Origin of the sequence: Rathayibacter sp. VKM Ac-2754, assembly GCF_009807095.1 — a bacterium.
Lineage (GTDB): Bacteria > Actinomycetota > Actinomycetes > Actinomycetales > Microbacteriaceae > Rathayibacter.
Window position 1 is genome coordinate 70,008 of record NZ_WUCC01000002.1, and the last position, 25,981, is coordinate 95,988.

Below are 25,981 nucleotides of genomic sequence, written 5' to 3' on the forward strand. Positions count from 1 at the left end.
GCCGCCAGCAATCCCTGCTCACCCTCCCCGCTAACGACGCGCCTCCGGGCGCAGAACAACGGAGCACCCCCTCAATGAGACGAGCGAAAATCGTCGCCACCCTCGGCCCGGCAACGTCCTCGTACGAGACCATTCGTGCGATCATCGACGCCGGCGTGGACGTGTGCCGCATGAACCTCAGCCACGGCAGCTACGACGTGCACGAGGCGATCTACCGGATCGTCCGCCAGGCGGCCGACGACGCCGGCCGCGCCGTCGCGATCCTCGTCGACCTCCAGGGTCCGAAGATCCGCCTGGGCAAGTTCGAGGGCGGACCGTACCCGCTCGCCGAGGGCGACGTCTTCACCATCACCACCGAGGAGGTCCTCGGCACCAAGGAGCTCTCGGGCACCACGTTCAAGGGCCTCCCCGACGACGTGAACCCGGGCGACATGCTGCTCATCGACGACGGCAAGGTCGCTGTCCGCGTCACCGCCGTCGACGGCCCGCGCGTCATCACCGAGTGCGTCGTCCCCGGCAACATCTCGAACAACAAGGGCATCAACCTGCCCGGAGTCGCGGTCAACGTCCCCGCCCTCTCGCAGAAGGACGAGGACGACCTCCGCTGGGGCATCCGCCTCGGCGCCGACATCATCGCGCTGTCCTTCGTGCGCAACGCCAGCGACATCGTCCGCGTGCACGAGATCATGGCGGAGGAGGGCCGCAAGGCTCCCGTCATCGCCAAGATCGAGAAGCCGCAGGCCGTCGACAACCTGCAGGAGATCATCGACGTCTTCGACGGCATCATGGTCGCCCGCGGCGACCTCGGCGTCGAGCTGCCCCTCGAGGCCGTCCCGATCGTGCAGAAGCGCGCCGTCGAGCTCGCCCGCCGCTGGGCCAAGCCCGTCATCGTAGCGACCCAGATGCTCGAGTCGATGATCGAGAGCCCGCGCCCCACCCGCGCCGAGGCCTCCGACGTCGCGAACGCGATCCTCGACGGCGCCGACGCGGTCATGCTCTCGGGCGAGACCAGCGTCGGAGCCTGGCCGGTCGTCACCGTCCAGACCATGGCCCGCATCGTCGAATCGACCGAGGAGCACGGGCTCGAGCGGATCCCCCCGCTCGGCAGCAAGCCGCGCACCCAGGGCGGATCGGTCACGCTGGCCGCCGCCGAGGTCGCCGAGTTCGTCGAGGCCAAGTTCCTCTGCGTGTTCACCGAGTCGGGCGACTCCGTCCGCCGCATGACCCGCCTGCGCCACGGCATCCCGATCATCGGGTTCACGCCCGAGCCGGCGGTCCGCCGCCGCATGGCGCTCAACTGGGGCGTCCAGTCCTTCGTGACGCCGCGGGTGAACCACACCGACGCGATGTTCGCGCAGGTCGACGAGGTGCTGCTGCGCGAAGGACTCGCCCAGCCCGGCGAGACCGTCGTCGTCGTCTCCGGATCCCCTCCCGGCCGCGCCGGCACCACCAACGACATGCGCGTGCACGTCGTCGGCTCCTCCACCTCGGACAAGCCCGTGGAGAACTGGGACCACTGAGTTCCTGCAAAGGCCCGGTCGCGTTGCGGCCGGGCCTTTGTCGACGGGCTCCTCGCTGTGCTCGTCGCCCGTCGCGCGGTCGGCTTCCGCGGGTGGTCGCGGTGGGGGAGCGTGTCGCGTTCCGGGTACGACGATCCGCTGTCACGCGGATCGCCGGTGACCCTGCGGAGGGGTCGACTGGATTGCAGGCCTCCGTTCTCGGCTCGGCAGCTGCGCTGCGAGGCCGCTCGGCGCGCATGCCGGGGACAACGTGCGTACCCGCTCGCCGCGCGCGAGCATGCTGGTCGAGCAGCCGCCGGAGGCGGCGTATCGGGACCCACCACCGTCAGTCGTGCGGGAAGCCACGTGCCTGCTCGCCTGCACGTGTCGCTCGCACGCATGCTGGTCGAGTAGCCGCCGAAGGCGGCGTATCGAGACCGATCTCCGTACGGGCATCGGTCTCCTGTGGGTGCTGCTGGTGCCGCCGCCGCCAGGGGCATGACGACGCCCGCGTCGTCCCCGGAGGCGCCGTGTCCGGGGGTGCGTCGGGCCCGCGCTAGCGTGGGCGCATGCGACTCGGCGTGCTCGACATCGGCTCCAACACGGTCCACCTGCTGCTGGTCGACGCGCATCCGGGAGCGCGGCCCGTGCCGTACCGGTCGCACAAGCGCAGCCTCGCGCTGGTCGCGTACCTCGACTCCGCCGGTGACATCACCGAGGAGGGGCAACGCGAGCTGATCTCGTTCGTGGCGGAGGCGCACGAGGTCGCCCGCGCCCACCGGGCGGAGGATCTGCTCGCCTTCGCGACGTCCGCGATCCGCGAGGCGGGCAACGGCGCGGCGGTCCTCGACCGCGTGCGCGCCGAGACCGGGGTGCACCTCCAAGAGCTCGGCGGCGAGGCCGAGGCCTCCGCGACGTTCCTCGCGGTCCGCCGCTGGTTCGGCTGGGGCGCCGGGTCGATCCTCGACCTCGACATCGGCGGCGGGTCCTTCGAGCTGTCGCAAGGCGTCGACGAGGTCCCCGAGCTCGCCGTGTCCGTCCCGCTCGGTGCCGGTCGCGTCACCCGCGATCTCCTGGTCGGCGATCCGGCGTCGGCCACCAGCGTCAAGGCGGCCCGCCGTCACGCCCGCGAGATCCTGGCGGAGCCGGTGCGCGCCTTCCTCGCCCTCGGCCGCCCCGATCTGGTCGCCGGCACCTCGAAGACGTTCCGCTCGCTGGCGCGGATCGCGGGCGCCGCTCCGAGCGCGGCCGGCCCGCTCGCCCGCCGCGAGCTGCACCTCATCGATCTCCGGCTGTGGTCCTCGCGCCTGGCTGCGATCAGCGCCGCCGATCGCTCAGCGCTGCCCGGCGTCTCGGTCCTCCGTGCGCCGCAGCTCCTGGCCGGCGCTCTCGTCGCTGAGGCGGCGATGGACGCGCTCGGCGTCGAGAAGCTCGTCATCTGCCCCTGGGCGACGCGCGAGGGGCTGATCATCCGGCGCTTCGAGCTCCTCGACGCCCGGCTGCAGCGCGAGGACCTTCAGGCCAGCGTGATGCTGTAGGCGAAGGCGCGCTGCTCGCCCGGCTGCAGCACGAACTGGCCGGGCTTGTCGAGGATGTCGCCGTCCCACCCCGCCGGGGTCGGGATGCTACGCCACGGCTCGATGCAGACGAACGGCGCCCCGACCGGCTTCCACACGCCGACGACGTCGAAGTCGCCGGAGTCCACCTCGATCGTGCGCGCACCGTCGGCCTCGAGCCGGAGCGTCCTGCGGCGCGGCTCGTCGAAGATCATCACGCCCTCCTCGAAGTGCGCATCGTCGACGGTGAGCACTCCGTCCTCGAGCGGTGCCGGGTGCCGCTCGTCGAGCAGCAGGTTCTCGGGCGCGCGGCGGAACCCCTCCGGCTCCGCCTGAGCGAAGCTGATGCGGTGCCCGCCGGTCGCCCCCGGCAGCGGAAGCGCGAACGCCGGGTGGTTGCCGACGGAGGCGCCGAGCGGACCCGTGCCGCGGTTCTCCACCGTCTGCGTGATCCGCACGCTCGAGCCGGTGACGGCGTAGGCGATCAGCAGCGTCCAGTCGAACGGGAACACCGCGCGGGTGGCGTCGTCGCTCCGCAGTCGGAACACGGCCTCGTCGCCCGAGACGCCGGCCAGCTCGAAGACGCGGTCGCGGGCGATGCCGTGCTGGCCCATCCGGTGGTCGACGCCGTCGTGGTGCAGAGTGTCGCCCGGCAGGCGCCCGATGATCGGGAAGAGGACCGGGGCGTGCCGGCGCCACTCCGGGCCGGCCTGCCAGAGGTACTCCCGGCCGGCGTCGTCGCGGAGGGAGGTCATCTCGGCGCCCGCGGTGGTCAGGGCGACGCGGAGTCCGCCTCCGCCGATCGCGAGGACAGTGGGTTCGGGGGAGTCGCTGCTGGTCATGCTCCGATTCTGCCCCCCTCCCGCCGCGGGACGGCCGTGTCGGAGGGTCGTGACAGCATGGACCGGTGCCTCCCGAAGCGTCCTCCTCCGCGTCCTGGCGCGCCCGCGTCGGCGAGCTCAGCGGGGGAGCCGCGGCCGAGAGCACCGGGCCGCTCACGCCGATCGGGCTGCAGTTCGAGCTGCGCCGCCTCGTGCGCCGGGCGGACGACCCCTGGCGCGCCCCGGCGAGCGAGCGGGTCGTCGCCACGGGCTACGACGCCGCCGACCGCGACGACCACCGCCTCGCGACCCGGCCGGTCGTCGCCGGGCGCGGGGGAGCGTGGAACCGGACGACCCTCACCTGGAAGTCGCTGAACCACCAGACCCACCGGCTCTCCCTCGATCCCTCGCACCAGCGCTGGTTCGCGGAGTTCGCCGCGCTGCACCGCGCGACCCGGACGGTCCACCTCGGCCAGGACCCCGACTGGATCCACCTCGACGACTACGAGAGCCCGCTGCTCTGGCAGCTGCTCGCACAGGCCGAGGCGCTGCGGATCCCGCTGCTCGCCCCCGACAAGGGCGCCCTCGCCCTCGCGTCGGCCGCCCAGGTCTCGCTGCGCGCCGAGTCGAGGTCGGGCGCCCTCGAGCTCCGACCGGTGCTGCGGATCGACGACACGGAGCCGCCCGTCGAGTCGGCGCGTCCGATCGCCCGGCACGGCCTCTACGCGGTCGTCGGCGGCGATCCGTCCCGCCTCGTGCTCGCGCCGACGCCGCTCCCGCTCGACGACGAGGAGCTCCGGCTCCTCCGCCATCCCGGGAGCACCCTCGTCCCCCCGGACGATGTCGACGAGTTCCTCCGCGAGCACCTGGTGCCGCTGCGCGGCCGGGTCGCGGTGCGGAGCGACGACACCGCACTCGTGCTCGACGAGCCCGAGCCGCCGCGCCTGGTCTGCACCGTCTCGTTCGAGCCGCGCCGCGTCGCGCGGGTGAGCTGGCACTGGCGGCGCACTCCCGATCGCGCCGGCGAGCTCGACGGTGGCGGGCCGGTCGACCTCGAGTCGGCGATCCTCCGCAGGGCCACGGCCGTGCTGGCCGAGGCGGGGTCGTCGATCGTCCCCGACACCGATCGGCCCGCCGTGCTCCGCGGAGCGGATGCGGCGGTGTTCGTGGTCGAGCAGCTGCCCCTGCTCGACGCGGTCGGAGGCGTCAGGATCGAGCGCGAGGGCGTGCCGCCCGACTACCGGCTGCTGAACGGTGCCCTCACGCTCACCCTCACGGCCGTCGACACCGAGAGCGCCGACTGGTTCGACCTCGGCGTGGTGGTGAGGATCGGAGACGTGACGGTGCCGTTCGGTCCGCTGTTCCGCGCGCTCGCCACGGGCGGCGACCGCATCCGCCTGGTCGACCACTCCTACCTCTCGCTGGCGCACCCCGGCCTCGACCGGCTGCGCGAGCTGCTGAACCACGCCGACGACATCGACGAGTGGGAGACGGGCGCCCGCATCGGTCGGCACCAGACCGCGCTGTGGGACGAGCTCGAGGAGCTGGCCGACGAGACCGTCGCGTCCGACGCCTGGCGGCGGGTGCTCGAGACCGCGCTGGCCGCCGGCGCACCGGTGGAGGTGCCTCCGCCCGCCGGTCTCGTCGGCGAGCTGCGCCCCTACCAGCTCGACGGCTACGCCTGGCTCGTGCACCGGCGCCGGCACGGGCTGGGCGGGATCCTCGCCGACGACATGGGGCTCGGCAAGACGCTCCAGACCCTCGCGATGATGCTCGAGGCCGTCGAGGAGTCGCGGGCCTCGGGCGAGCGTCGCGCGCCTTTCCTCGTCGTCGCCCCCACCTCGGTGGTGCCGGGCTGGCTGTCCGAGGCGGCGCGCTTCGCGCCGGGTCTGCGCGTGCACGCAGTCACCGGCTCGCGGGCGGGGAGCACGGGGTCGCTCTCGGGCGTCCCCGCCGACGTCGACGTCGTCGTCACCAGCTATGCGGTGCTGCGCCTCGCGGCGGAGCAGTGGAGCGCCCGCGAGTGGTCGGCGCTCGTGCTCGACGAGGCGCAGTTCGCGAAGAACCCGGGCTCGCAGACGCACCGAGCCGTCCGCGGCATCGGCGCTCCGATCACCCTCGCGCTCACGGGGACGCCGCTCGAGAACTCGCTCGACGAGCTCTGGGCGATCCTCGCGCTCGTCGCACCGGGCCTGCTGCCGTCGCTGCGGCGCTTCCGCGAGGAGTACACCCGGCCCATCCAGCACGCCGAGGCGCCGGTCGGCATCACGTCGCCCGATCTCTCCGACGGACGCACCGTTTCGCAGTCCGAGGGCGCGCGCCGGCGCCTCGACCGGCTCCGCTCGCGCATCCGCCCCTTCCTCCTGCGCCGCACCAAGGAGGCTGTGGCCCCCGAGCTGCCCGAGAAGCAGGAGCAGACCCTCGAGGTCGCGCTCGCTCCCGGCCACCGCGTGCTCTACGACACGTATCTGCAGCGCGAGCGGCGCAAGCTCATGGGCCTCGTCGAGGATCTCGACAGGCAGCGCTTCACCGTGTTCCGCTCGCTGACCCTGCTGCGCCTGCTGGCGCTCGACGCGTCGCTGGTCGATCCCGCCTACAGCCATGTCCCCTCCGCCAAGCTCGACGCGCTGCTCGAGCACCTCGACGACGTGATGGCCGAGGGCCGGCGCGCGCTGGTGTTCAGCACCTTCACCTCGTACCTCGAGCGGGCGGCGGTCCGACTGCGCGCTCGGGGCATCCCGTTCGTCCAGCTCGACGGGTCGACCCGCGACCGAGCGGCCGTGATCGAGGCGTTCCGCTCGGGCGACGCTCCGGTCTTCCTGATCAGCCTCAAGGCGGGCGGGACGGGACTGACCCTCACCGAGGCCGACCACGTCTTCATCCTCGACCCGTGGTGGAACCCGGCGGCCGAGGCGCAGGCGATCGACCGGACCCACCGGATCGGTCAGCAGCGCCGCGTGAACGTCTACCGCCTCGTCGCGAAGGACACGATCGAGGAGAAGATCGTGCGGCTGCAGGCCCGCAAGACGCGGCTGAGCACCGCGGCGCTCGACGAGGGCGAGCTCTTCGGCCGGGCGCTGACCGCGGACGACGTGCGGGAGCTCCTCGCCGAGTAACACCCGAGGAGGGGTGACGCAAGAGCCAGCACCGACCCAGGAGCCGCGCGCACACTGAGCGGATGAGCTCTCGCCGCCCCCGCCCCCGCCCCGACTGGGTCGCCGCTCTCGAGACGGGCGAGGACGCGGGGCTGTTCGGCCCCGGCAGCGCCGTGTGGGCCGTGAACGGCGCCATGCCGACCACCATCGCGGGAGTGCGGGCGCTGCTCATGCAGACGCTGCACGCGGGCGCCATGGCGGGCGTGCACGACCACTCCCGCTACCGCGAGGACCCGATGGGGCGCCTCGACAACACCATCCGCTGGGTGCTGACCACCACCTTCGGCGACACCCGCGCGGCGAGCGGCGCCGCCCGCTGGGTGACCGGTGTGCACGAGCGGATCGTCGGCTCCTACGAGGACGCCGCGGGGACCGAGCGCGACTACTCCGCGCAGGATCCGCGCCTCCTGCTCTGGGTGCACGACGCCTTCACCGACGCCTTCCTCGGCGCCCACGAGATCTGGGGCCGGCCGATCCCCGGCGGCCCCGACGCCTACGTCCGCGAGTGGGCGGCGTCCGGTCGTCTCCTCGGCGTCGAGTCACCGCCGGAGACTGTCGCCGAGCTCCGTGAGCAGCTCGCGGGATTCGCCGGCGAGCTGAAGCCCGATCACCGGGTGCGGGAGGCGGTCGGCTTCCTGCGTCGCGTGAAGCTGCCCGGCGAGGCCGGCGTCGTCTACCCGCTGCTGTTCGCCGGAGCCGTCGCCTCGCTCAGCCCGGAGGTGCGGCGCCTGCTCGGACTCCGCCGGGCCTGGTGGCCGGCGATCACGGCGAACCGCCTCCTGATGCGCTTCCTGGAGCAGTACCTCGGCAGGGTCTCGCCGAGCGAGCAGGCCGCCCGTGCCCGCATCGAGGGTCTGGAGCGCGCCCGCGCCGATGCGCGCTGAACCGACTCGGGGTGCTTTTCCGAACACCTGTCCGGGAAGTGGTAGACTTCCCTGGATGACTTCCGCTCGCCTCGCCTCCCTGCCCGGAGCGGAACACCCCCTCAGCCCGCGCGCGGGCGATCCCCGGTCCCGCCGCACCCGCCGTCGAGTCTTCGACGCGGTCGAGCGGCTCGTCATGCAGGCCGAGGGCGAGCGCGCGGAGGGCATCGCCGTCAGCGACATCGTGCGCGAGGCCGGCATCAGCCGCAGCTCGTTCTACGCGCACTTCGACGACGCGGCCCATGTCGCCTCCGCCCTGATCCGCGAGGATCTGGTGGTCGCCGAGGTCGCCGGGGCCGACGCGACCGACGGCAGCGGTGCTCTCGCACTGCGTCGCGGCTACGCCCGCCTGATCGACCGGCTCGTCGACCGGCACGCGTTCCACGCCCGCCTCCGCGCCCGCGCCTCGGCGCGCGTGGCCTCCGACGACGCGGTCCTCGACACCGTCCTCGCCCTGCACCGCGAGGTCCTCGCGCGCGTCGAGGTCCCCGGCTCCGTCGACCCCGAGCTGACCGCGACCTTCGCCGCCGGCGGTGTGCTCGCCGTCGTCGGCTCGTGGCTCGCCGGATCCCTCGACGGCACCGACGAGGAGCTCGTCGAGCGCCTCGTCGCCCTCCTGCCTCCGTGGCTGGCCGATGCGCCGCTGCGGACCCTCGACCCCACCACAGGCCCCACGATGAAAGGCACGACATGATGTTATTCGAGGTCGGCGAGACGCTGGTCTACCCGCACCACGGAGCGGTGACGATCACCGGACTCGAGAAGCGCTCGGTCAAGGGCGTCGAGAAGACGTTCATGACGATGAACGTGCACACGAGCGAGCTGACGATCACCCTTCCCGTCGAGAACGCCGAGCTCGTCGGCGTCCGCGAGATCATCGACGACGCCGGAGTGCAGGCCGTCTACGACGTGCTGCGCAGCGATGTCGCGGAGGAGGCCAGCAACTGGTCGCGCCGCTTCAAGGCCAACCAGGAGAAGATGGCGAGCGGCAGCGTCTACCGCGTCAGCGAGGTCGTCCGCGACCTGTGGCGTCGCGAGCAGGCCGGTGGAGTGTCGGCCGGCGAGAAGCGCATGCTCCTCAAGGCCCGCCAGATCCTGGTGTCCGAGCTCTCCCTCGCCCTCAAGGGCACCGACGAGGAGGCCTCGGCCAAGCTCGACGAGGTCCTCGCCTCGGCGATCTGACCCGGGTCGGTCGCGGCGTGCGGGGTCAGTCGGCCCGGCACGCCGCGACGACCTGTCGCGAGACCTCGTCCTGCGCGGCGCTGCCGTCGACGCGGACGAGGAGTCCCGCGGCGGCGTAGACCTGCTCGAGCGGCGCGGTCTCGCGCTCGTAGACGGCGATCCGGTGCCGGATCACCTCCGGGTCGTCGTCGGCGCGGTTCTGGTCGGCGGCGCGCGCGAGCAGCCGCTCGACCACGACCTCAGTGTCGGCGGTCAGCATCACGACGCGGGCGACGGCGGCGCCCCGCTCCGTGAGCATCCGGTCGAGCTCCTCGACCTGCGCCGGAGTCCGCGGATAGCCGTCGAGGATGAATCCGTCGCGGGCGTCCGGCTCGTCGATCCGCTCGGCGACGAGGGCGTTCGTCACCTCGTCCGGCACGTACGCGCCGGCCTCGACGATCGCCTGCAGCCGGCGGCCGAGCTCCGTGCCGTCCGCCACGTGCGCACGGAAGAGCTCGCCGGTCGAGATCGCCGGCACGCCCAGGGCCTCGGCCAGGACCGCCGCCTGAGTGCCCTTGCCCACGCCGGGTGGTCCCATCATGATGACGCGCATCGCTCGTCCTCCTCGGTGTCGTCAGGCGATCGTAACGGTGCGCGAGCGGGAGCCGTCGCGGCGCCCGAGGCGTGCGTCACCCGTTCTAGGCTGGTCGCGATCGAGGAGAGGCCGGATGGCGGATGACGCGGAGCGGGCGGCGGCCCGGCTCGTCGACGTGCTCGCGGAGCTGTCCGCCGAGCTCCACCGGCGCGGAGTCGAGGACCAGGCCCTCGCGGAGCTCCGGCGCCCGCGCGCGATCCTCGGCTTCCGGCGCGCCCCGGTCATGGCGCCCGTCACCCGCGCCTGGCGGCTCGGCGTCGTGCTGCTCGAGCGCTCCGGCGGGCTCTTCGCCACCGGCTCGGTGACGCGGGCCGTGGCTCCGCTGCACGCCAACAACCAGTCGGAGTCGCAGGAAGCGCGTCGCGAGATCCGGCGCGCCGCGTTCGACGGCCCGTTCCGCGAGGGCGAGATCGTCAACTACGGCTGGCGCCGACTGCAGACCGATGCCGCAGGCCTCGCCGCGGGTCAGGAGCCGCTGGCGCTGCGCGGGGCGGACGTCCTCGTGCGCTGGGCTCCCGGTCTCGGCGAGCAGGGCCTCATGCCGATCGAGCGCTACCTCGCCGACAGGATCGACCTGCTCGACGTCTGACGCCCTCCGGGGTCACTCCTCGACGGCGACCGGGTGGAACCACGGCGGGTACACCGCGACGCGCGGCGATGCGGAGGTGCCCTCGAAGAGCGCCTTGACCTTGTTCTTCATCGTCACGGACGGCACGCCGACCACCGTGATCTCCTCGAGCGGGAACCGCTCCGGAACGAGCGCCTCGGCGCTGCGGAGCGCCGGCTCGTCGACGAGGAGCCGGGCGAAGGTGCGCACCAGGGCGTCGCCCTCGCTGAAGCGGGTGAGCACGTGGGAGGCGTCGCCGTCGCTCAGGACGGGAGCCGAGGCGAGGGAGCCGACGAGCACCACGAACTGCGACGCGGTGGTGCCCTGCGCGCGGGGCGACCAGTGCGGAGCGACCTTCTCGCCGCGCAGGTCGGCCCAGAGGGCGGCGTCGGGGGAGAGGAAGAAGGGGACGAAGCCGGCGACGTTCGCGCCGTCCTTGATCTGCACGGCGCGGCGGTGCTCGCGGGTGGTCTCGGCGCTGACGTCGATCGCGGGGCGCTCGGCGAGGTGCTCGTCGGCGATCAGGGCACCGGAGGCGACGATCGCGGCGAGGTTGTCGAGGTGCGTCACGTGGTAGATCCGCTGCGCGGCGATGTCGACCTTGGGCAGCGGCTTCTCCCGCGCGGTTCCGCGCGCGGCGGCCCGAGCTGTCGCGGCGCGGGAGGTCCCGGGGACGCGCACGGGCACGCGGGGAGTGCGCGCCGGCGGCTCGGGGAGCTTGGCGGGCGAGCAGACGTCGCAGAGCGCGATGTCGAGGCCGTGGATGCATTCGGTGGGCACTCTGTAGTCCTTCTGCGGCCGGTCTCGGGGTTCCGGGCGCAAGGACGACGTTACGCGACCGCAAGGGCCTTGCGGGGCTGGCGGCGGCGATCCGCGGCCGCCGGAGGGGAGCCGCCGCGCATCGGCTGGGAGGCTGCGGTCTGCAGGGGGCGGCCGCGTAGCGTGGACGGCATGAAGCGCGCAGTGCCCGCCGAGGGTCAGGAATCCGTCTGGGACTACCCGAGGCCGCCGAGAGTCGAGCCGAGCTCCGAGCACGTCGTGGTGCGGCTCGGGGGCGCGGTGGTCGCCGAGTCGCGCGCCTCGTTCCGCGTGCTCGAGACGAGTCATCCGCCCGTCTACTACCTGCCGCGCGGCGACTTCGCGGAGGGGGCGCTCGAGCCCGCTCCCGGCCGGAGCGTCTGCGAGTTCAAGGGCGCGGCCTCCTATCTCTCGGTGCGGGGCGGCGGGGTCGTGGCCGAGGCGGCCGGGTGGACGTACCCGGAGCCGATGCAGGGCTTCGACGTGCTCCGCGACACGATCGCGCTCTACCCGGGGCGGATGGACTCCTGCACGGTGGACGACGAGGTCGTGGAGCCGCAGCCCGGCGACTTCTACGGCGGCTGGATCACCTCCCGCGTCGTCGGCCCATTCAAGGGGGCGCCGGGCACCATGTTCTGGTGACCGCGCCCCTCCGCTCGGCGTAACGCCGGGTAACCGCCCGGCGCCCCGCGCTCCTCCCGTGCGACTGTTGTCCGCGCCGGACGGCGGCGACGAGGAGGCGGTGGACCATGGACGCGGACGACGCGCGCACAGGACGCGGGGGCGAGTGGGGCTTCTCGACTCGCCAGCTCCACGCCGGGGCGGCGGACGACGCCCTGCACGCGCGCCGCACCCCGATCTACCTGACCGCCGGCTTCAGCTTCGACTCCTTCGACGAGGCGCGCGACCGCTTCGCCGGCGCGGACGGCTACACCTACACCCGCGTCGGCAACCCCACGACGGACGCGGTCGAGCGGCGGATCGCCGCCCTCGAGGGCGGTCGCGAGGCGCTCCTCGTCGGGAGCGGGCAGGCCGCCGTCTCGGTCGCCCTCCTCACCCTCGCCTCCGCGGGCGACCACGTCGTCGCCGCCGCGAGCCTCTACGAGGGGACGCGCAACCTCCTCCTCGAGAACCTCGCCCGCCTCGGCGTCTCCACGACCTTCGTCGAGGACGCCGACGATCCGCTCGCGTGGGAGCAGGCGATCACCCCGCGCACCCGCGCCGTGCTGGTCGAGTCGATCCCGAACCCGCGCAACGACGTCGTCGACCTGCAGCTGGTCGCCGACGCCGCGCACCGGTCCGGCGTGCCCCTGGTCGTGGACAACACCTTCGCCACTCCGTACCTCCTGCGGCCGATCGAGCACGGAGCCGACGTCGTCGTGCACTCGGCGAGCAAGTTCCTCGCGGGGCACGGAGCGGTCATCGCGGGAGTCGTGGTCGACTCCGGCCGGTTCGACTGGGAGGCCGCGTCCGCCGGGTTCCCGCATCTCGCCACCGGAGAGGTCGCCCCCGAGCGCGCGTTCCTCGCCTACGCCCGCGACGTCGTCGCCGGCCGCATGGGCCCGACGGTCTCGCCGCTCACCTCGTTCCTCCTCGAGCAGGGGCTGGAGACGCTGTCGCTGCGTGTCCGCCACCAGTCGCGGAGCGCCCTGCTCGTCGCCCGGTGGCTCGAGGCGCGACCGGAGGTCGAGAGCGTCGACTACAGCGGCCTCTCGTCGAGCCCGTCGCATACCCTCGCCCAGCGCTACCTGCCGCTCGGGCAGGGGTCCGTCTTCTCGTTCACGCTGCGCGGCGGCCTGGAGGCGGCGCGGCGCTTCTCCGACGCCCTCGACGTGTTCACCCGGATGACGCACCTGGGCGACGTCCGCTCGCTGATCCTGCACCCGGCCAGCACCACGCACACCGGCCGCACCCTCGAGCAGCTCGAGGCCGCCGGGATCGGGCCGGGCCTCCTCCGCCTGTCGATCGGCATCGAGGACGTCGAGGATCTGCTGGCCGATCTCGAGCAGGGCCTCCGGGCCGCGGCGACCCTCCCGCTCCGGCTGGCGGAGGCGTCGTGAGCGCCCCGCAGCACTTCGCCTGGTTCCTCTCGCGCGGCTTCGGCCCGCAGGCCTGGGGTCGGCCGGACTGGGACTGGGACCGCTCGTGGACCGGCCCCGAGCTCTACCGCCGGAGCGCCCGCGAGCTCGAGCAGGCCGGCTTCGACCTGGTCATCATCGAGGACGCGCTCTCGCTCGGCAGCGCCGGCACGCTCGACCTCCGTGTCCGTCGCGCCTACGGCGGGCCCAAGCACGACCCGATGCTCCTCGCGCCCTACCTCTTCGAGGCGACGCGGCACCTCGGAGTCGCGCCCACCGTGAATCCGATGGCCTACAGCCCCTACCAGGCCGCCCGCCAGTTCGCCTCCCTCCAGCACCTCAGCGGGGGCAGGCTCGGCCTCAACGTCGTGACGGATGTCGGCAGCAGCCGCCACTTCGGGCTCGAGAAGGTCCCCCACGACGTCGCCTACGACCGCGCACACGAGTGGCTCGACTCGATCCGGGAGCTCTGGCGCAGCTGGGACGACGGCGCCCTGATCCAGGACGCGGCGACCGGTCTCTTCGCCGACGGCACGCGGCTGCGGCCCGTGCAGCACCGCGGCACCCACTACACGTTCGACGGACCGCTCAACGCGCTGCCCTTCGACGGCGGCGAGCCCGTCATCGTCTCGCCCGGCGGCTCGCCCCGCGGCATCGACTTCGCGGGAGCCCAGTCCGAGATCCAGCTCGCGCTCGCCTCGCTCGACGTCGGCACCGTCCGGGCCTACCGCGAGCGCGCCCGCGCCGCGGCGGCGGCGCACGGCCGCGACCCCGACGACCTCACGGTCCTCTTCGTCTTCAAGCCGATCGTCGTCGCGAGCCGCGAGGAGGCGGAGCGGCTCGTCGCCGCCTCCGCGCACCCCGACGACGCGGCCCTGCTCGCCGTCGCCGCGGCGCAGTCCAGCGACCTCGAGACCGACCTGACCTCGCTCGATCTCGATCGGCCGATCGATCCCGTGGTGTTCGGGGAGCACGTGTCACGCGGCAGCATCGCCGGGCTCTACGGCGGGGCGGGACAGGACGCGCCGCTGCGCGAGCTGCTCACCGCCAAGGCCAGGCTCGGCCTGATCGCCGACCGTCAGGGCGTCGTCGGCACCGCGGAGGAGGTCGCCGACTTCATCCAGGAGCTCGGCGACGAGGCCGACAACGACGGCATCGCCTTCTCGGGCGACTTCCACCCGGTCACGCTGCACCGGATGCTCGACGAGCTCGTCCCGATCCTGCGCCGTCGCGGCATCCTGCGCCGGAGTCACCCGAGCGGCGGGCTGCGGGGGAGTCTCGCCGAGTTCTGACGCTCACGCCGGCGGCGCGAGCAGGACGGCCCTGGCCGACTCGATCCCCTCGACCTCGAGCGGCCAGTCCGGGCGGCGGAAGGCCTCGGGCGTCACGCGGAAGCGCGACTCCTCGACCGCGACACCGTCGGCCCCGATGGTGCGCTGCGTGCCGTTCGGCCGGTAGCCGAGCGCGGTCGACACGCCGATCGACGCGGTGTTCCAGGCCAGTGCGCTGCTCTCCGCGACCTCGGCGCCGAGGTGATCGAAGGCGAGCGCGAGCACCGCGGCGCGCATCTCGCGCCCGAGCCCCCGGCCCTGAGCCGAGCGCGTCAGCCACGAGCCCGACGACACCGTCCGGGTCGCGGCGAAGCCCTCGGCGAGGAGGTCCTGGCAGCCGACGACGACCCCGCCCTCGAGGATCGCGAAGGCGACGCGCCAGGAGTCGGCGGTCGTCGCCGCCCTGAGCGACCAGTGGTAGCGCGCCAGGTCCGCCGGCAGCCGCTCGGGAGGCGCCTCCGCCCACGGCGACGGGAACGGCGAGCGGCCGGCCTCGTGGATCCCGGCCGACGCGGCTGCGGCGAGACCGCTCAGATCGGAGTCGCGCACCGGGTGCAGCTCGAGCCGCGGGGTGCGCAGGACCAGCGAGAAGAGGGGCCAGACGTCAGAGGGATCGCTCATCCGACGACGCTAGCGAACGCCGCCGCGCCGCACGGCGCACGTCGTACCGGTGATGGGATTCGAACCCACAAGCCCTCTCGGACAGAGCATTTTGAGTGCCCCGCGTCTGCCATTCCGCCACACCGGCGCACAACAAGCCCGTTGAGAATACCGTAGGCTCTTCGGCGTGACAGACCAGGAACCCACGTCGACCGCACCCCGTCGGGTCGTCGTCGCCGAAGACGAATCGCTCATCCGCATGGACATCGTGGAGATCCTCCGCGACAACGGCTTCGAGGTCGTCGGTGAGGCCGGCGACGGCGAGACCGCCGTGGCCCTCGCCACCGAGCTCCGTCCCGACCTGGTGATCATGGACGTCAAGATGCCCCAGCTCGACGGCATCTCCGCGGCCGAGCGCCTCTCGAAGGCGCACATCGCCCCCGTCGTGCTCCTCACCGCCTTCAGCCAGAAGGAGCTCGTCGAGCGGGCGAGCGAGGCGGGCGCCCTCGCCTACGTCGTCAAGCCGTTCACGCCGAACGACCTGCTCCCCGCGATCGAGATCGCGCTGTCGCGCTACGCCCAGATCATCACCCTCGAGGCCGAGGTCGCCGACATGGTCGAGCGCTTCGAGACCCGCAAGCTCGTCGACCGCGCCAAGGGCCTGCTCAACGAGAAGATGGGCCTCACCGAGCCCGAGGCGTTCCGCTGGATCCAGAAGGCGTCGATGGACCGCCGCCTCACCATGCACGACGTCGCGCAGGCGATCATCGAGCAGCTGAGTCCCAAGAAGTAGGGTCGGCCGCTCAGCGGCTGCCGATCACGGCCAGAGGCGGGTGCGCTCCCAGGGGGAGCCGCCCGCCTCCGTCGTTCCGGGGCGGTACTCCAGCCGCACGTGGTCCTGCTCGGGCGACGTCGAGCCCTGCCAGAACTCGATCCGCTCGGGGACGACGCGGTAGACGGCCCAGTCCCGGTCGAGGGTGGCGGGGGAGCAGCCCACGGCGACGCTGGTCTGCAGCGTGACGAGACCGAAGTCGGCGGAGCTGCGCATCGGCTCGCTCTGGCGACCGACGAGGAGCGCGGTGCGCGCCGCCTCCGATCGCCGGCGGAAGTCGTCCGCCGACTCGTCGGCGGTGCCCCGCTCTGCGCGGCCCTCGACCCTGACCTGGCGACCCTGCACCGGCCAGAAGAAGGTGAGCGACGCGTGCGGGTTCGCGGCCATCGCCCGGCCCTTGGGGCTGGAGGCGTGGGTCGAGAACGCCCAGCCGCGGTCGTCGATGTCGCGCAGCACGAGCACCCGCGCGGTGACGTCGCCCTCCGCGTCGGCGGTCGAGAGCGTCGCGCCGTGGGGGAGGAGCTGCCCGGCCGCCGCCGACTCCTCGAGCCACTGCGAGAACAGCTCGACGGGATCCGCCGGCGCGGCCTCGGCATCGAAGGCGGGCAGCTCGTGCGGCATGGACGGCATCGAACGCAGCAGGTCTCGGAAGGTCACGCCCCGAGCCTAGGTCGCTCCCGCCGCCCCGTCCCGGGCTTGCGCTCGGGCCTTTAAGCCCCGCCTAGCAGTGGCCACTATCGGCGCTTCCGCCGGCAGACCAGCCTGGCTCCGCGAGGCGAACCGGGAAAACGCGTGTCAGCGTTTTCCCGTAGCCGCCCGCGACCCGCTCCACCAGACGCAACCATCTCGTCGAGCCGACCGCGCCGCGGCGGGCGGGGACCGCCGCGGAATCAGACGGATCTGATGATGTTGGTGATCCTCACCGTCGAGAGGCGGCGCCCCTCCTCGTCGCGGATCACGATCTCGTGAGTGGTGAGCGTGGAGCCGAGGTGGATCGCGTCGCAGGTGCCGATCACGAAGCCGGAGCGGGTCGAGCGGCTGTGGCTCGCGTTCAGCTCGATGCCCATTGCGACCCTGCCCTCGCCGGCGTGCACGTTCGCCGCGATCGAGCCCATCGACTCGGCGAGCACCACGTGCGCGCCTCCGTGCAGGATGCCGAACGGCTGGCGGTTGCCCTCGACGGGCATCGAGGCGACGGAGTGCTCGGGGGTGAGCTCGTGCCAGACGATGCCCATCGTGTCGGCGAGCTCGCCGCCGCCGCGCCCGATCGAGCCGACGAGATCGAGGGCCGGCGGGCGGGTCCAGGCGGTGTCGCGGGGCGCGGGATCGGTCACGGTACTCCTCGTCGTGGTGCCTCGCGAGGGTCTCGGCGTGCGGGCTCGAACGGGCCGGATCCGGTGTCGGAGGCGCTGTGTAGTCTTGCCCTGTGTCAGATCCGGAACAGCCTACCCTCCTGCTCATCGACGGTCATTCGCTGGCTTTCCGCGCCTTCTACGCGCTCCCGGTCGACAGCTTCCAGACCCGCGACGGCCAGCACACGAACGCCATCCACGGCTTCCTGTCGATGCTGATCCTGCTGCTCAAGAACGAGAAGCCCACGCACCTCGGCGTCGCGTTCGACATCTCCCGCTACTCCTTCCGCACGCGCGAGTACCCCGAGTACAAGGGCACGCGCGGCGAGACCCCTCCCGAGTTCAAGGGCCAGGTGCCGCTGCTCGAGGAGGCGCTGCACGCGATGAACATCCGCACCGTCTCGAAGGAGGACTTCGAGGCCGACGACATCCTCGCGACCCTCGCCAAGCAGGGCGCCGAGGCCGGCTTCCGGGTCCTCGTCGTCTCGGGTGATCGCGACACCATCCAGCTCGTCACCCCCGACGTCACCCTGCTCTACCCGTCGACCCAGGGCGTCTCGCAGCTCACCCGCTACGACCGCGACAAGGTGTTCGAGAAGTACGGGGTCGAGCCGCACCAGTACCCCGAGATCGCGGCGCTCGTCGGCGAGACCAGCGACAACCTGCCCGGAGTCGACAAGGTCGGCCCGAAGACCGCGGCGAAGTGGGTCAACCAGTACGGCACCGTGGCCGACATCATCGCCCACGCCGACGAGATCAAGGGCGTCGTCGGCGAGAAGCTGCGCGAGCAGAAGGAGAACGCGCTCCGCAACCGCCGACTCAACCGCCTCGTCACCGATGTCGAGCTGCCGCTCGGCCCCGCCGACCTCGATCGCCGACCGATCGACGTCGACGCCGTCCGCGAGATCTTCAGCCGCCTCGAGTTCAAGACACTGCAGGAGCGCGTGCTCACGATCGCCGCCGACGAGGGTGTCGAGGGCGCCGCCTCCGCTCTCGCCGGCGACACCGTCGTGACCGCCGCCCCCGCCGTGCGCACGCTCGTCGACGAGGAGCTCGCACACTGGCTCGACCGGGTCTCGGCGAAGGGGACGACTCCGGTCGCGGTGCAGGTGCAGCTCGGCCCCGACGGCCTCGACGCCATCGGGCTCTCGACCGAGACCGAGTCGGCGTTCGTGCCGTGGGCGGCCGGCCGCCCCGACTACACCGCACTCGAGGAGTGGCTCGCGAGCGACGCTCCCAAGGTCTTCGCCGACGCGAAGCCGCAGATCAAGGCACTGCGTCGAGCGGGGCTGACCGTCTCCGGTCTCGCCTTCGACACGCGCGTCGCGGCCTATCTGCTGCAGCCCACCGGGCACGCGGCGACGCTGCCGGCGCAGGTCGCGCAGTACCTCGACGAGGCGATGGCGCAGGGCGACCCGAATCAGCTCGTGCCGAGCGTCGAGCCGATGGGCCCGGCGACGGAGGCGTGGTACGCGTTCCGCCTGGTCGCGCCCCTCACCGAGCTGCTCGGCGAGGGCATGCTCTCGGTGCTCGTCGACATCGAGCTGCCGATCGTGCAGGTGCTCGCGACGATGGAGCTCACGGGCGTCTCGATCGACTCCGAGGTGCTGGCGCGCCTCCGCGGCGAGCTGACGACCACGGCCGCCGAGCTCGCGAGCCGGGCGTTCGCCGAGATCGGCCACGAGATGAACCTCGGATCTCCCAAGCAGCTCCAGCAGGTGCTCTTCGAGGAGCTCGCGATGCCGAAGACCCGGGCGACGAAGACCGGGTACACGACCGACGCCTCCGCCCTCGCCGACCTGCAGGACTCGCACCCGCATCCCTTCCTCGGCCTGCTGCTCGAGCACCGCGACGCCACGAAGCTGAAGCAGATCATCGAGACGCTCGAGAAGTCGGTGACCGCCGACCAGCGGATCCACACCAGCTACGACCAGACCGGCACCGCCACGGGCCGCATCTCGTCGAACGACCCCAATCTGCAGAACATCCCGGTGCGCAGCGAGGTCGGCCGCCGCATCCGCACCGCCTTCGTGCACGGCAGGGAGGCGAGCACCCTCCTCACCGCCGACTACTCGCAGATCGAGATGCGGATCATGGCGCACCTGTCGGGCGACGCCGGGCTGATCGAGGCCTTCCACAGCGGCGAGGATCTGCACCGCTTCGTCGGTGCGCGCATCTTCGGCGTCGAGCCGGTCGACGTCACCTCCGCGATGCGCAACAAGGTCAAGGCGATGTCGTACGGGCTCGCCTACGGGCTCAGCGCCTTCGGCCTCTCGAAGCAGCTGCGGATCTCGAGCGCCGAGGCGAAGCAGCTGATGACCGACTACTTCGTCCGCTTCGGAGCGGTGCGCGACTACCTCCGCAGCGTGGTGGAGCAGGCCCGGGAGGCGGGATACACCGAGACGATCTTCGGCCGCCGCCGGCCGTTCCCCGACCTCCAGAGCGCCAACCGCGTCCTCCGCGACAACGCCGAGCGCGCGGCGCTGAACTCGCCCATCCAGGGCTCCGCCGCCGACATCATGAAGATCGCGATGATCGGCGTCCAGGCCGACATCGACGAGCAGGGTCTCGGCTCGCGGATGCTCCTCCAGGTGCACGACGAGCTGATCTTCGACGTCGCTCCCGGCGAGGAGGAGGCGCTCGAGGCCGTCGTCCGCTCGCGGATGGCCGGAGCCGTCGATCTCAGCGTGCCGCTCGAGGTGCAGGTCGGTCACGGAGCCGACTGGGACGACGCCGCGCACTGACCCCGCGGCGCACGAGGGCCTGGCTAGGCTCGAGCGCATGACCTCCGACACCTCCCGTCAGCCGACCGCCGTCGATCTCGTCGCGGAGCGCTGGGTCGACACGCTGGTCGAGCTCGATCCGACCATCGGCACGTACATCGGCCGGGCGGAGTCGGGCGGCCGCCTGGGCGACCTCTCCCCGGAGGGTCGTGCCCGCTCCCGCGAGGCCGTGACGGCGGCTCTCGTCGAGCTCGAGGCCGCGACACCGGTCGACGCGGTCGACCGCGTCACCGTCGCCGATCTCGGCTCCGAGCTGCGGCTCACCCTCGAGGCCCACGACGCTCAGCTGCCGCTGCGCGATCTCAACGTCATCGCCTCCCCTCCCCAGGAGCTGCGCGACGTCTTCGACCTCATGCCCACGGACGACGTCGCCGACTGGGAGGCCGTCGCCGACCGCCTCCTCGCCGTCCCCGCCGCCCTCGCGGGCTACCTCGAGACCCTCCGCGAGGGCATCGACTCCGGAGTGACGCCCGCGGCACGCCAGGTGCGGCTCGTCGCCGAGCAGGTCGACTCGACCGCGGCGCCGCACGGATTCTTCGCCTCGCTCGCCGCCGACGCGGCTCCCGCCTCCGGATCGCTGCCCGCCTCCCTCGCGCTCCGGCTCGAGGAGGGCGCCCGCCGCGCCGCCGCCGCGTACGGCGGACTCGGGCGCTTCCTCCGCGAGGAGCTCGCCCCGGCGGCCCGCGAGGAGGACGCCGTCGGCCGCGAGCTGTACGCGCTGCAGTCCCGGCGCTTCCTCGGCGCGGTCGTCGACCTCGACGAGACCTACGAGTGGGGCATCGAGGAGCTCGCTCGGATGACGGCCGAGCAGGAGGCGATCGCCCGCGAGATCCTGCCCGGCGCCTCCGTCGCCGAGGCGATCGCGCACCTCGACGCCGATCCGTCCCGCACCCTGCACGGCGTCGACGCCCTGCAGGGCTGGATGCAGGAGACGAGCGACCGCGCCGTCGACGAGCTCGCCGGGACCGCGTTCGACATCCCCGACGAGCTCCGCCGGCTCGAGTGCCTGATCGCGCCCACGCACGAGGGCGGCATCTACTACACCGGGCCGAGCGACGACTTCGCGCGCCCCGGCCGGATGTGGTGGTCGGTGCCCGACGGCGTGACCGAGTTCGCGACCTGGCGCGAGCTCACCACCGTCTACCACGAGGGCGTGCCCGGACATCACCTCCAGGTGGGCCAGGCCGTCGTCAACCGCGGGCAGCTCAACACCTGGCGCCGCCAGCTCGCGGGCAGCTCGGGACACGCCGAGGGCTGGGCCCTCTACGCCGAGCGCCTGATGGAGGGCTTCGGCTACCTCGACGACCCGGCCGACCGGCTCGGCATGCTCGACGGGCAGCGGATGCGCGCGGCGCGCGTCGTCCTCGACATCGGCGTGCACCTGGGCAAGCGGATGCCGGGCTCGACGGAGGTCTGGAGCGCCGCGTCCGCCCTCGCGTTCATGCGGGCGAACGTGAACATGGACGACGCCTTCATCCGCTTCGAGGTGAACCGCTACCTCGGCTGGCCGGGCCAGGCGCCCTCGTACAAGATCGGGCAGCGGATCTGGGAGGAGCTTCGCGATGGGACCGCAGCCCGCGAGGGGTCGGCGTTCTCTCTGGCCGGATTCCACCGCCGCGCACTCGATCTCGGCGGGGTCGGGCTCGACACGCTGCGGGCGAGCCTCGCGGGCTGACTCCGAGCCCTCGATCCGCGCGGATCCGGCGCGCACGGAGGCCCTGGGAGATTGCTAGCACCCTGCTGGGTCGGATAGTCTGGACTGTCACGTTCGTGGCGCCGCTGTGCCCTCGGCGTGCGATGAGGTCCGGAGTCATCCTCCAGAGCATCGTCCCGTCGCCGGAGGCACCGCACACCCCTTCACTCCGCGGCACCCGTCACTGCGCCCCTCCTCGGGGCGTCCGGCGGTGGCCGCCCGATACCCATCCATCCTGGAGCATCCCTTAATGACAACCGCAACGACCGAAAAGGCAGCCAAGCAGGTCGCGATCAACGACATCGGGTCTGCTGAAGACTTTCTTGCCGCGGTCGAAAAGACTCTGAAGTTCTTCAACGACGGAGACCTCATCGAAGGCACCGTCGTGAAGATCGACCGCGACGAGGTCCTCCTCGACGTCGGCTACAAGACCGAGGGCGTCATCCCCTCGCGCGAACTCTCCATCAAGCACGACGTCGACCCCTCCGAGGTCGTCAACGTGGGCGACAGCGTCGAGGCTCTCGTCCTGCAGAAGGAGGACAAGGAGGGTCGCCTGATCCTCTCGAAGAAGCGTGCGCAGTACGAGCGTGCGTGGGGCGACGTGGAGAAGATCAAGGAGTCCGACGGTGTCGTCACCGGTTCGGTCATCGAGGTCGTCAAGGGCGGTCTCATCGTCGACATCGGCCTCCGCGGCTTCCTCCCGGCCTCGCTCATCGAGCTGCGCCGCGTCCGCGATCTCACGCCGTACCTCGGCCAGGAGATCGAGGCGAAGATCCTCGAGCTCGACAAGAACCGCAACAACGTGGTCCTGTCGCGCCGCGCGCTCCTCGAGCAGACCCAGTCCGAGAGCCGCACGACGTTCCTGAACAACCTGCACAAGGGTCAGGTCCGCAAGGGCGTCGTGTCGTCGATCGTCAACTTCGGTGCGTTCGTCGACCTCGGCGGCGTCGACGGTCTCGTGCACGTCTCCGAGCTCTCCTGGAAGCACATCGAGCACGCCTCCGAGGTCGTCGAGGTGGGCCAGGAGGTCACCGTCGAGATCCTCGAGGTCGACCTCGACCGCGAGCGCGTGTCGCTCTCGCTCAAGGCGACCCAGGAGGACCCGTGGCAGGTCTTCGCCCGCACCCACGCGATCGGTCAGGTCGCACCGGGCAAGGTCACGAAGCTGGTCCCGTTCGGTGCGTTCGTCCGCGTCGCCGACGGCATCGAGGGCCTCGTCCACATCTCCGAGCTCTCGGGCAAGCACGTCGAGCTCGCCGAGCAGGTCGTGTCGGTCGGTGAGGAGGTCTTCGTCAAGGTCATCGACATCGACCTCGACCGTCGCCGCATCTCGCTCTCGCTCAAGCAGGCGAACGAGAACATCGACCCCGAGGGGACCGAGTTCGACCCGGCCCTCTACGGCATGGCGACGGAGTACGACGACCAGGGGAACTACAAGTACCCCGACGGCTTCGACCCCGAGACCAACGAGTGGCGCGAGGGCTTCGAGTCGCAGCGCGAGGCCTGGGAGCAGGACTACGCCGCGGCGCAGGCCCGCTGGGAGGCCCACAAGGCCCAGGTCGCCAAGTCGCAGGAGGAGGCGGCCACCGTCTCCGAGGGCGTCTCGGTCGGCGGCGGCTTCACCAGCGAGGCGACCGGAGCCGGCACCCTCGCCGACGACGAGTCGCTCGCCGCACTGCGCGAGAAGCTGTCCTCGAGCAACTGATCGAGTGCACGCGTCTGAACGGCCGGTCCCCTCGGGGGCCGGCCGTTCGGCGTTCCCGCCCTCTCTGCTTCACGGGGTGACCGCTGGATAGGGTGGCCGGGTGCATCTCGTAGCCCTCACCGGCGGCATCGCCTCCGGCAAGTCGACCGTCGCCCGCCGCCTCGCCGAGCACGGAGCGGTCGTCGTCGACGCCGACGTGCTGGCCCGAGAGGTCGTCGAACCGGGGGAGCCCGCACTGCAGGCCGTCGTCGAGCGCTTCGGCCCGGCGATGCTGCGGGAGGACGGATCGCTCGACCGCGCCGCTCTGGGTGCCGTCGTCTTCGCCGACGCCTCCGCCCGCGCCGATCTGAACGCCATCACGCATCCCGCGGTGGGGGAGCGCTCACAGCGGCTGTTCGACGAGGCCGCGGCGGCCGACCCTGGGGCCGTCGTGGTGTACGACGTGCCCCTGCTGGCCGAGGGCCGGGGTGCGGGCGAGTTCGACGAGGTCGTCGTCGTGCACGCGCCCGAGGCCGTCCGCGTCGAGCGCCTGGTGGCGCTGCGCGGCATGTCCGAGGCGGAGGCCCGGGCCCGCGTCGGCGCGCAGGCGACCGACGAGCAGCGGCTCGCCCTCGCCGACGTCGTCGTCGACTCCTCCGGAACCTTGGAGGACACCCTGGCGCGGGCGGACCTGCTCTGGGAGCGCCTCGTCTCGCGCACAGGTCGAGCGAGCGGCCCGACGGCCGTCGATCAGCCGCCGTCCGTAGGGTAGGTCGCTCGACATCGGAACGCCGAGAGAGAGGCTGCAATGAGCTCCTTCGGACCTGTCCCACCCGCTGTCGAATCCCGGCGCACCGTCCTCGCCGCCGGAGCCGGTGCCCTCCTCGGCGCGGGTGCCCTCGCCGCTCGAGGAACCGCGGGAACGACCTCCGTCGTCGTCCGACCGGCGGGGACGGAGCGGATCGTCGACGTCCACGACTACCTCGATGCGTCGATGGCCCCCGGGCCCGCTCGGGACACGGCGGCCTGGAAGGCCGCGCTCGCAGCCGCGGCGGTCCCGGACGAGGGCGTCGCCCCCGAGGAGCACCACGCCGTCGTGACGGCGATCGGAGGCAGCTTCACGGTGGAGGAGACGCTGTCCTGGGACACACGGGTCAGCATCATCGGGCACTGCGAGATCGTCAACGCGGGCAGCGGCTTCCTCTTCCGCACGGTGAGCCCGGTGGTCCAGAAGACGGCCGCGGGATTCACCCGTCAGCATCAGACGGTCCTCAGCGACATCCACCTGGTCGGCTCGGGGGGCAGCAGCGGCATCGCGATCGGCGCCGCGCCCCATCTGCGCGAGTCGGGTCCGAAACCCGCCTACCTGACGCTGGTGAACGTGGTCCTGCGCTCCTTCGACATCGCCGTCGAGCTCGGGTCGCACGCCTACCTGCTCGAGTTCCGGTCCTGCTCGATCCAGGGCAACAGGATCGGCGTCCTGGCGACGAAGGAGGCCGTCGACGCGGGTGAGCGCATCTCGATCCAGAGCTGCGACCTCACCAGCAACACCCAGAGCGCCATCGAGATCCTCGGCGACCAGGAGTTCTTCGTCAATCAGTGCTCGTTCGACACCTTCTCGACCAACCAGAGCCGAGCCGCCCTCGTCGAGCTGGGCCAGATCTACTTCACGAACTGCCACTTCGAGATGCAGATACCGGATCGGAACGGCTGGTTCGAGCTCGCGGGGTGGGGTGCGCTGCTCACGCTGACGGACTGCCGCTACCTGGTGCGCGGCCGCGTGGAGGTCCGCGCCGAGGCCGAGCGGGGCCTCATCGAGTTCTCCGGCGCCGGCGGGCAGCGTGCCGTCGTCAGAGGGGGTCAGTTCCAGGGCGGCACGGCACTCCTGCCGTTCCTGGCGCGGGGGGACGGCGTCCTGACGGTCGAGGACACGTCCGCGCTGCCGAGGACGGCGCTGCGTCCGCACGCCGGTGAGAGGGAGCGCGGGGTGCTCGATGCGTCAGCGGCTCGATCGTCGCTCGCCGACGACTGGGTCGCCTCCGGTGAGGCGGAGGTCACGCCGGTGGACTCGCCGGTCTCCGGCGTCCGCGCCTTCGCGGTCGGGGACGGATCGGGCGAGGGGGCCGTCCATCTGTTCGTCGGCATCAAGACCGGTGCCCGAGTGCTCGTGAGCCTCGACGCGCTGTTCTCCGGCGCGGGGAGCGCCACTGTGGATCTGGGATTCTCGACCGCTCGGCGCACGGAGGGACTCGGCCAGGACTGGTACTCGGCGTCCCGGATCGTCGACTCCGACAGCTTCGCGGGGATCCGGCTCGACGGCGCCTACTCGATCCCGGCGCCGGACTGGGCGGGCTTCGCCGTGCTGCGCATCCGGACGGGGGCGATGGGTCCCGACGATCGCCTGTACCTCCGCGACCTGCGCTTCTCGCGTCTCTGAGCGGCGCCGTTCGCGC

General features: G+C 72.3%; 22 protein-coding genes and 1 tRNA gene. 16 read left to right on the plus strand and 7 right to left on the minus strand.

Annotated elements, in window-relative coordinates; genetic code table 11:
* Positions 1–74: 74 nt before the first annotated feature.
* Positions 75–1,520: a pyruvate kinase gene (gene pyk, locus GRS92_RS03675; protein WP_159853443.1), complete on the plus strand. Its 1,446-nt coding sequence runs from the start codon at positions 75–77 to the stop codon at positions 1,518–1,520.
* A gap of 548 nt (positions 1,521–2,068) precedes the next feature.
* Positions 2,069–3,037 (plus strand): Ppx/GppA phosphatase family protein, encoded by a 969-nt coding sequence (locus GRS92_RS03680; protein ID WP_159853445.1) that lies wholly within the window; start codon positions 2,069–2,071, stop codon positions 3,035–3,037.
* On the opposite strand, the gene GRS92_RS03685 is transcribed toward GRS92_RS03680, so the two are convergent.
* Entirely contained in the window at positions 3,016–3,897 is an 882-nt protein-coding gene (locus tag GRS92_RS03685) for an aldose 1-epimerase family protein (RefSeq protein WP_159853447.1), read from the minus strand. The two genes, GRS92_RS03680 and GRS92_RS03685, sit on opposite strands and share 22 nt — an antisense overlap.
* Positions 3,898–3,962: 65 nt before the next feature.
* On the opposite strand from GRS92_RS03685, the gene GRS92_RS03690 reads away from it, so the two are divergent.
* The 4 genes from GRS92_RS03690 to GRS92_RS03705 all read left to right on the plus strand — a co-directional run bounded on the left by GRS92_RS03690 (position 3,963) and on the right by GRS92_RS03705 (position 9,136).
* Positions 3,963–6,992, plus strand: a complete 3,030-nt coding sequence (locus GRS92_RS03690) for a DEAD/DEAH box helicase (RefSeq protein WP_159853449.1) — start codon at positions 3,963–3,965, stop codon at positions 6,990–6,992.
* Between the two features lie 62 nt (positions 6,993–7,054).
* Complete coding sequence (locus GRS92_RS03695; protein WP_159853451.1) at positions 7,055–7,915, plus strand: oxygenase MpaB family protein; 861 nt, start codon at positions 7,055–7,057, stop codon at positions 7,913–7,915.
* Positions 7,916–7,970: 55 nt separating this feature from the next.
* Entirely contained in the window at positions 7,971–8,648 is a 678-nt protein-coding gene (locus GRS92_RS03700) for a TetR/AcrR family transcriptional regulator (protein ID WP_159853453.1), read from the plus strand.
* The gene (locus GRS92_RS03705; RefSeq protein WP_056043500.1) at positions 8,648–9,136 is read left to right on the plus strand and encodes a CarD family transcriptional regulator; all 489 of its coding nucleotides are present in this window, start codon (positions 8,648–8,650) and stop codon (positions 9,134–9,136) included. The genes GRS92_RS03700 and GRS92_RS03705 overlap by 1 nt, the downstream gene beginning before the upstream one ends.
* A gap of 25 nt (positions 9,137–9,161) precedes the next feature.
* Here the strand turns inward: GRS92_RS03705 and GRS92_RS03710 are convergent, their stop codons facing one another.
* Positions 9,162–9,728: an adenylate kinase gene (locus tag GRS92_RS03710; RefSeq protein ID WP_159853455.1), complete on the minus strand. Its 567-nt coding sequence runs from the start codon at positions 9,726–9,728 to the stop codon at positions 9,162–9,164.
* A gap of 115 nt (positions 9,729–9,843) precedes the next feature.
* Here GRS92_RS03710 and GRS92_RS03715 point away from each other — a divergent pair, with 115 nt between their 5' ends.
* Positions 9,844–10,359, plus strand: a complete 516-nt coding sequence (locus GRS92_RS03715; RefSeq protein ID WP_159853457.1) for a hypothetical protein — start codon at positions 9,844–9,846, stop codon at positions 10,357–10,359.
* A 12-nt stretch (positions 10,360–10,371) separates the two neighbouring features.
* Here GRS92_RS03715 and GRS92_RS03720 read toward each other — a convergent pair whose 3' ends face one another.
* Positions 10,372–11,157, minus strand: coding sequence for a DarT ssDNA thymidine ADP-ribosyltransferase family protein (locus GRS92_RS03720; protein WP_159853459.1), 786 nt, complete (start codon positions 11,155–11,157; stop codon positions 10,372–10,374).
* Between the two features lie 171 nt (positions 11,158–11,328).
* Between GRS92_RS03720 and GRS92_RS03725 the strand changes: the two genes are divergently transcribed.
* The 3 genes from GRS92_RS03725 to GRS92_RS03735 all read left to right on the plus strand — a co-directional run bounded on the left by GRS92_RS03725 (position 11,329) and on the right by GRS92_RS03735 (position 14,545).
* Positions 11,329–11,817: a DUF427 domain-containing protein gene (locus GRS92_RS03725; protein ID WP_159853461.1), complete on the plus strand. Its 489-nt coding sequence runs from the start codon at positions 11,329–11,331 to the stop codon at positions 11,815–11,817.
* Positions 11,818–11,924: 107 nt separating this feature from the next.
* The gene (locus GRS92_RS03730; protein ID WP_159853463.1) at positions 11,925–13,235 is read left to right on the plus strand and encodes an O-acetylhomoserine aminocarboxypropyltransferase/cysteine synthase family protein; all 1,311 of its coding nucleotides are present in this window, start codon (positions 11,925–11,927) and stop codon (positions 13,233–13,235) included.
* Positions 13,232–14,545: an NtaA/DmoA family FMN-dependent monooxygenase gene (locus tag GRS92_RS03735; RefSeq protein ID WP_159853465.1), complete on the plus strand. Its 1,314-nt coding sequence runs from the start codon at positions 13,232–13,234 to the stop codon at positions 14,543–14,545. The genes GRS92_RS03730 and GRS92_RS03735 overlap by 4 nt, the downstream gene beginning before the upstream one ends.
* 3 nt (positions 14,546–14,548) lie before the next feature.
* Here the strand turns inward: GRS92_RS03735 and GRS92_RS03740 are convergent, their stop codons facing one another.
* Complete coding sequence (locus tag GRS92_RS03740) at positions 14,549–15,205, minus strand: GNAT family N-acetyltransferase (protein WP_159853467.1); 657 nt, start codon at positions 15,203–15,205, stop codon at positions 14,549–14,551.
* 44 nt (positions 15,206–15,249) lie between these two features.
* A tRNA-Leu gene (locus GRS92_RS03745) sits at positions 15,250–15,332 on the minus strand.
* A 39-nt stretch (positions 15,333–15,371) separates the two neighbouring features.
* Between GRS92_RS03745 and GRS92_RS03750 the strand changes: the two genes are divergently transcribed.
* The gene (locus GRS92_RS03750; RefSeq protein ID WP_056042832.1) at positions 15,372–15,977 is read left to right on the plus strand and encodes an ANTAR domain-containing response regulator; all 606 of its coding nucleotides are present in this window, start codon (positions 15,372–15,374) and stop codon (positions 15,975–15,977) included.
* Positions 15,978–16,001: 24 nt separating this feature from the next.
* Here the strand turns inward: GRS92_RS03750 and GRS92_RS03755 are convergent, their stop codons facing one another.
* Together GRS92_RS03755 and GRS92_RS03760 are read right to left on the minus strand one after the other, a co-directional pair.
* Entirely contained in the window at positions 16,002–16,673 is a 672-nt protein-coding gene (locus GRS92_RS03755; protein WP_159853469.1) for a pyridoxine/pyridoxamine 5'-phosphate oxidase, read from the minus strand.
* A gap of 233 nt (positions 16,674–16,906) precedes the next feature.
* On the minus strand, positions 16,907–17,350 hold the full coding sequence (locus GRS92_RS03760; RefSeq protein WP_442966217.1) for a PaaI family thioesterase: 444 nt from the start codon (positions 17,348–17,350) through the stop codon (positions 16,907–16,909).
* Positions 17,351–17,442: 92 nt separating this feature from the next.
* Between GRS92_RS03760 and polA the strand changes: the two genes are divergently transcribed.
* From polA to GRS92_RS03785, 5 genes are all read left to right on the plus strand, one after another.
* Entirely contained in the window at positions 17,443–20,112 is a 2,670-nt protein-coding gene (gene polA, locus GRS92_RS03765; RefSeq protein ID WP_159853471.1) for a DNA polymerase I, read from the plus strand.
* A gap of 37 nt (positions 20,113–20,149) precedes the next feature.
* On the plus strand, positions 20,150–21,826 hold the full coding sequence (locus tag GRS92_RS03770) for a DUF885 domain-containing protein (RefSeq protein ID WP_159853473.1): 1,677 nt from the start codon (positions 20,150–20,152) through the stop codon (positions 21,824–21,826).
* Positions 21,827–22,094: 268 nt separating this feature from the next.
* Positions 22,095–23,549, plus strand: coding sequence for a 30S ribosomal protein S1 (gene rpsA / locus GRS92_RS03775; RefSeq protein WP_159853475.1), 1,455 nt, complete (start codon positions 22,095–22,097; stop codon positions 23,547–23,549).
* 100 nt (positions 23,550–23,649) lie between these two features.
* Positions 23,650–24,300, plus strand: a complete 651-nt coding sequence (gene coaE, locus GRS92_RS03780; protein WP_159853477.1) for a dephospho-CoA kinase — start codon at positions 23,650–23,652, stop codon at positions 24,298–24,300.
* 36 nt (positions 24,301–24,336) lie between these two features.
* Entirely contained in the window at positions 24,337–25,965 is a 1,629-nt protein-coding gene (locus GRS92_RS03785) for a hypothetical protein (protein WP_159853479.1), read from the plus strand.
* The last annotated feature ends 16 nt before the right edge of the window (positions 25,966–25,981 follow it).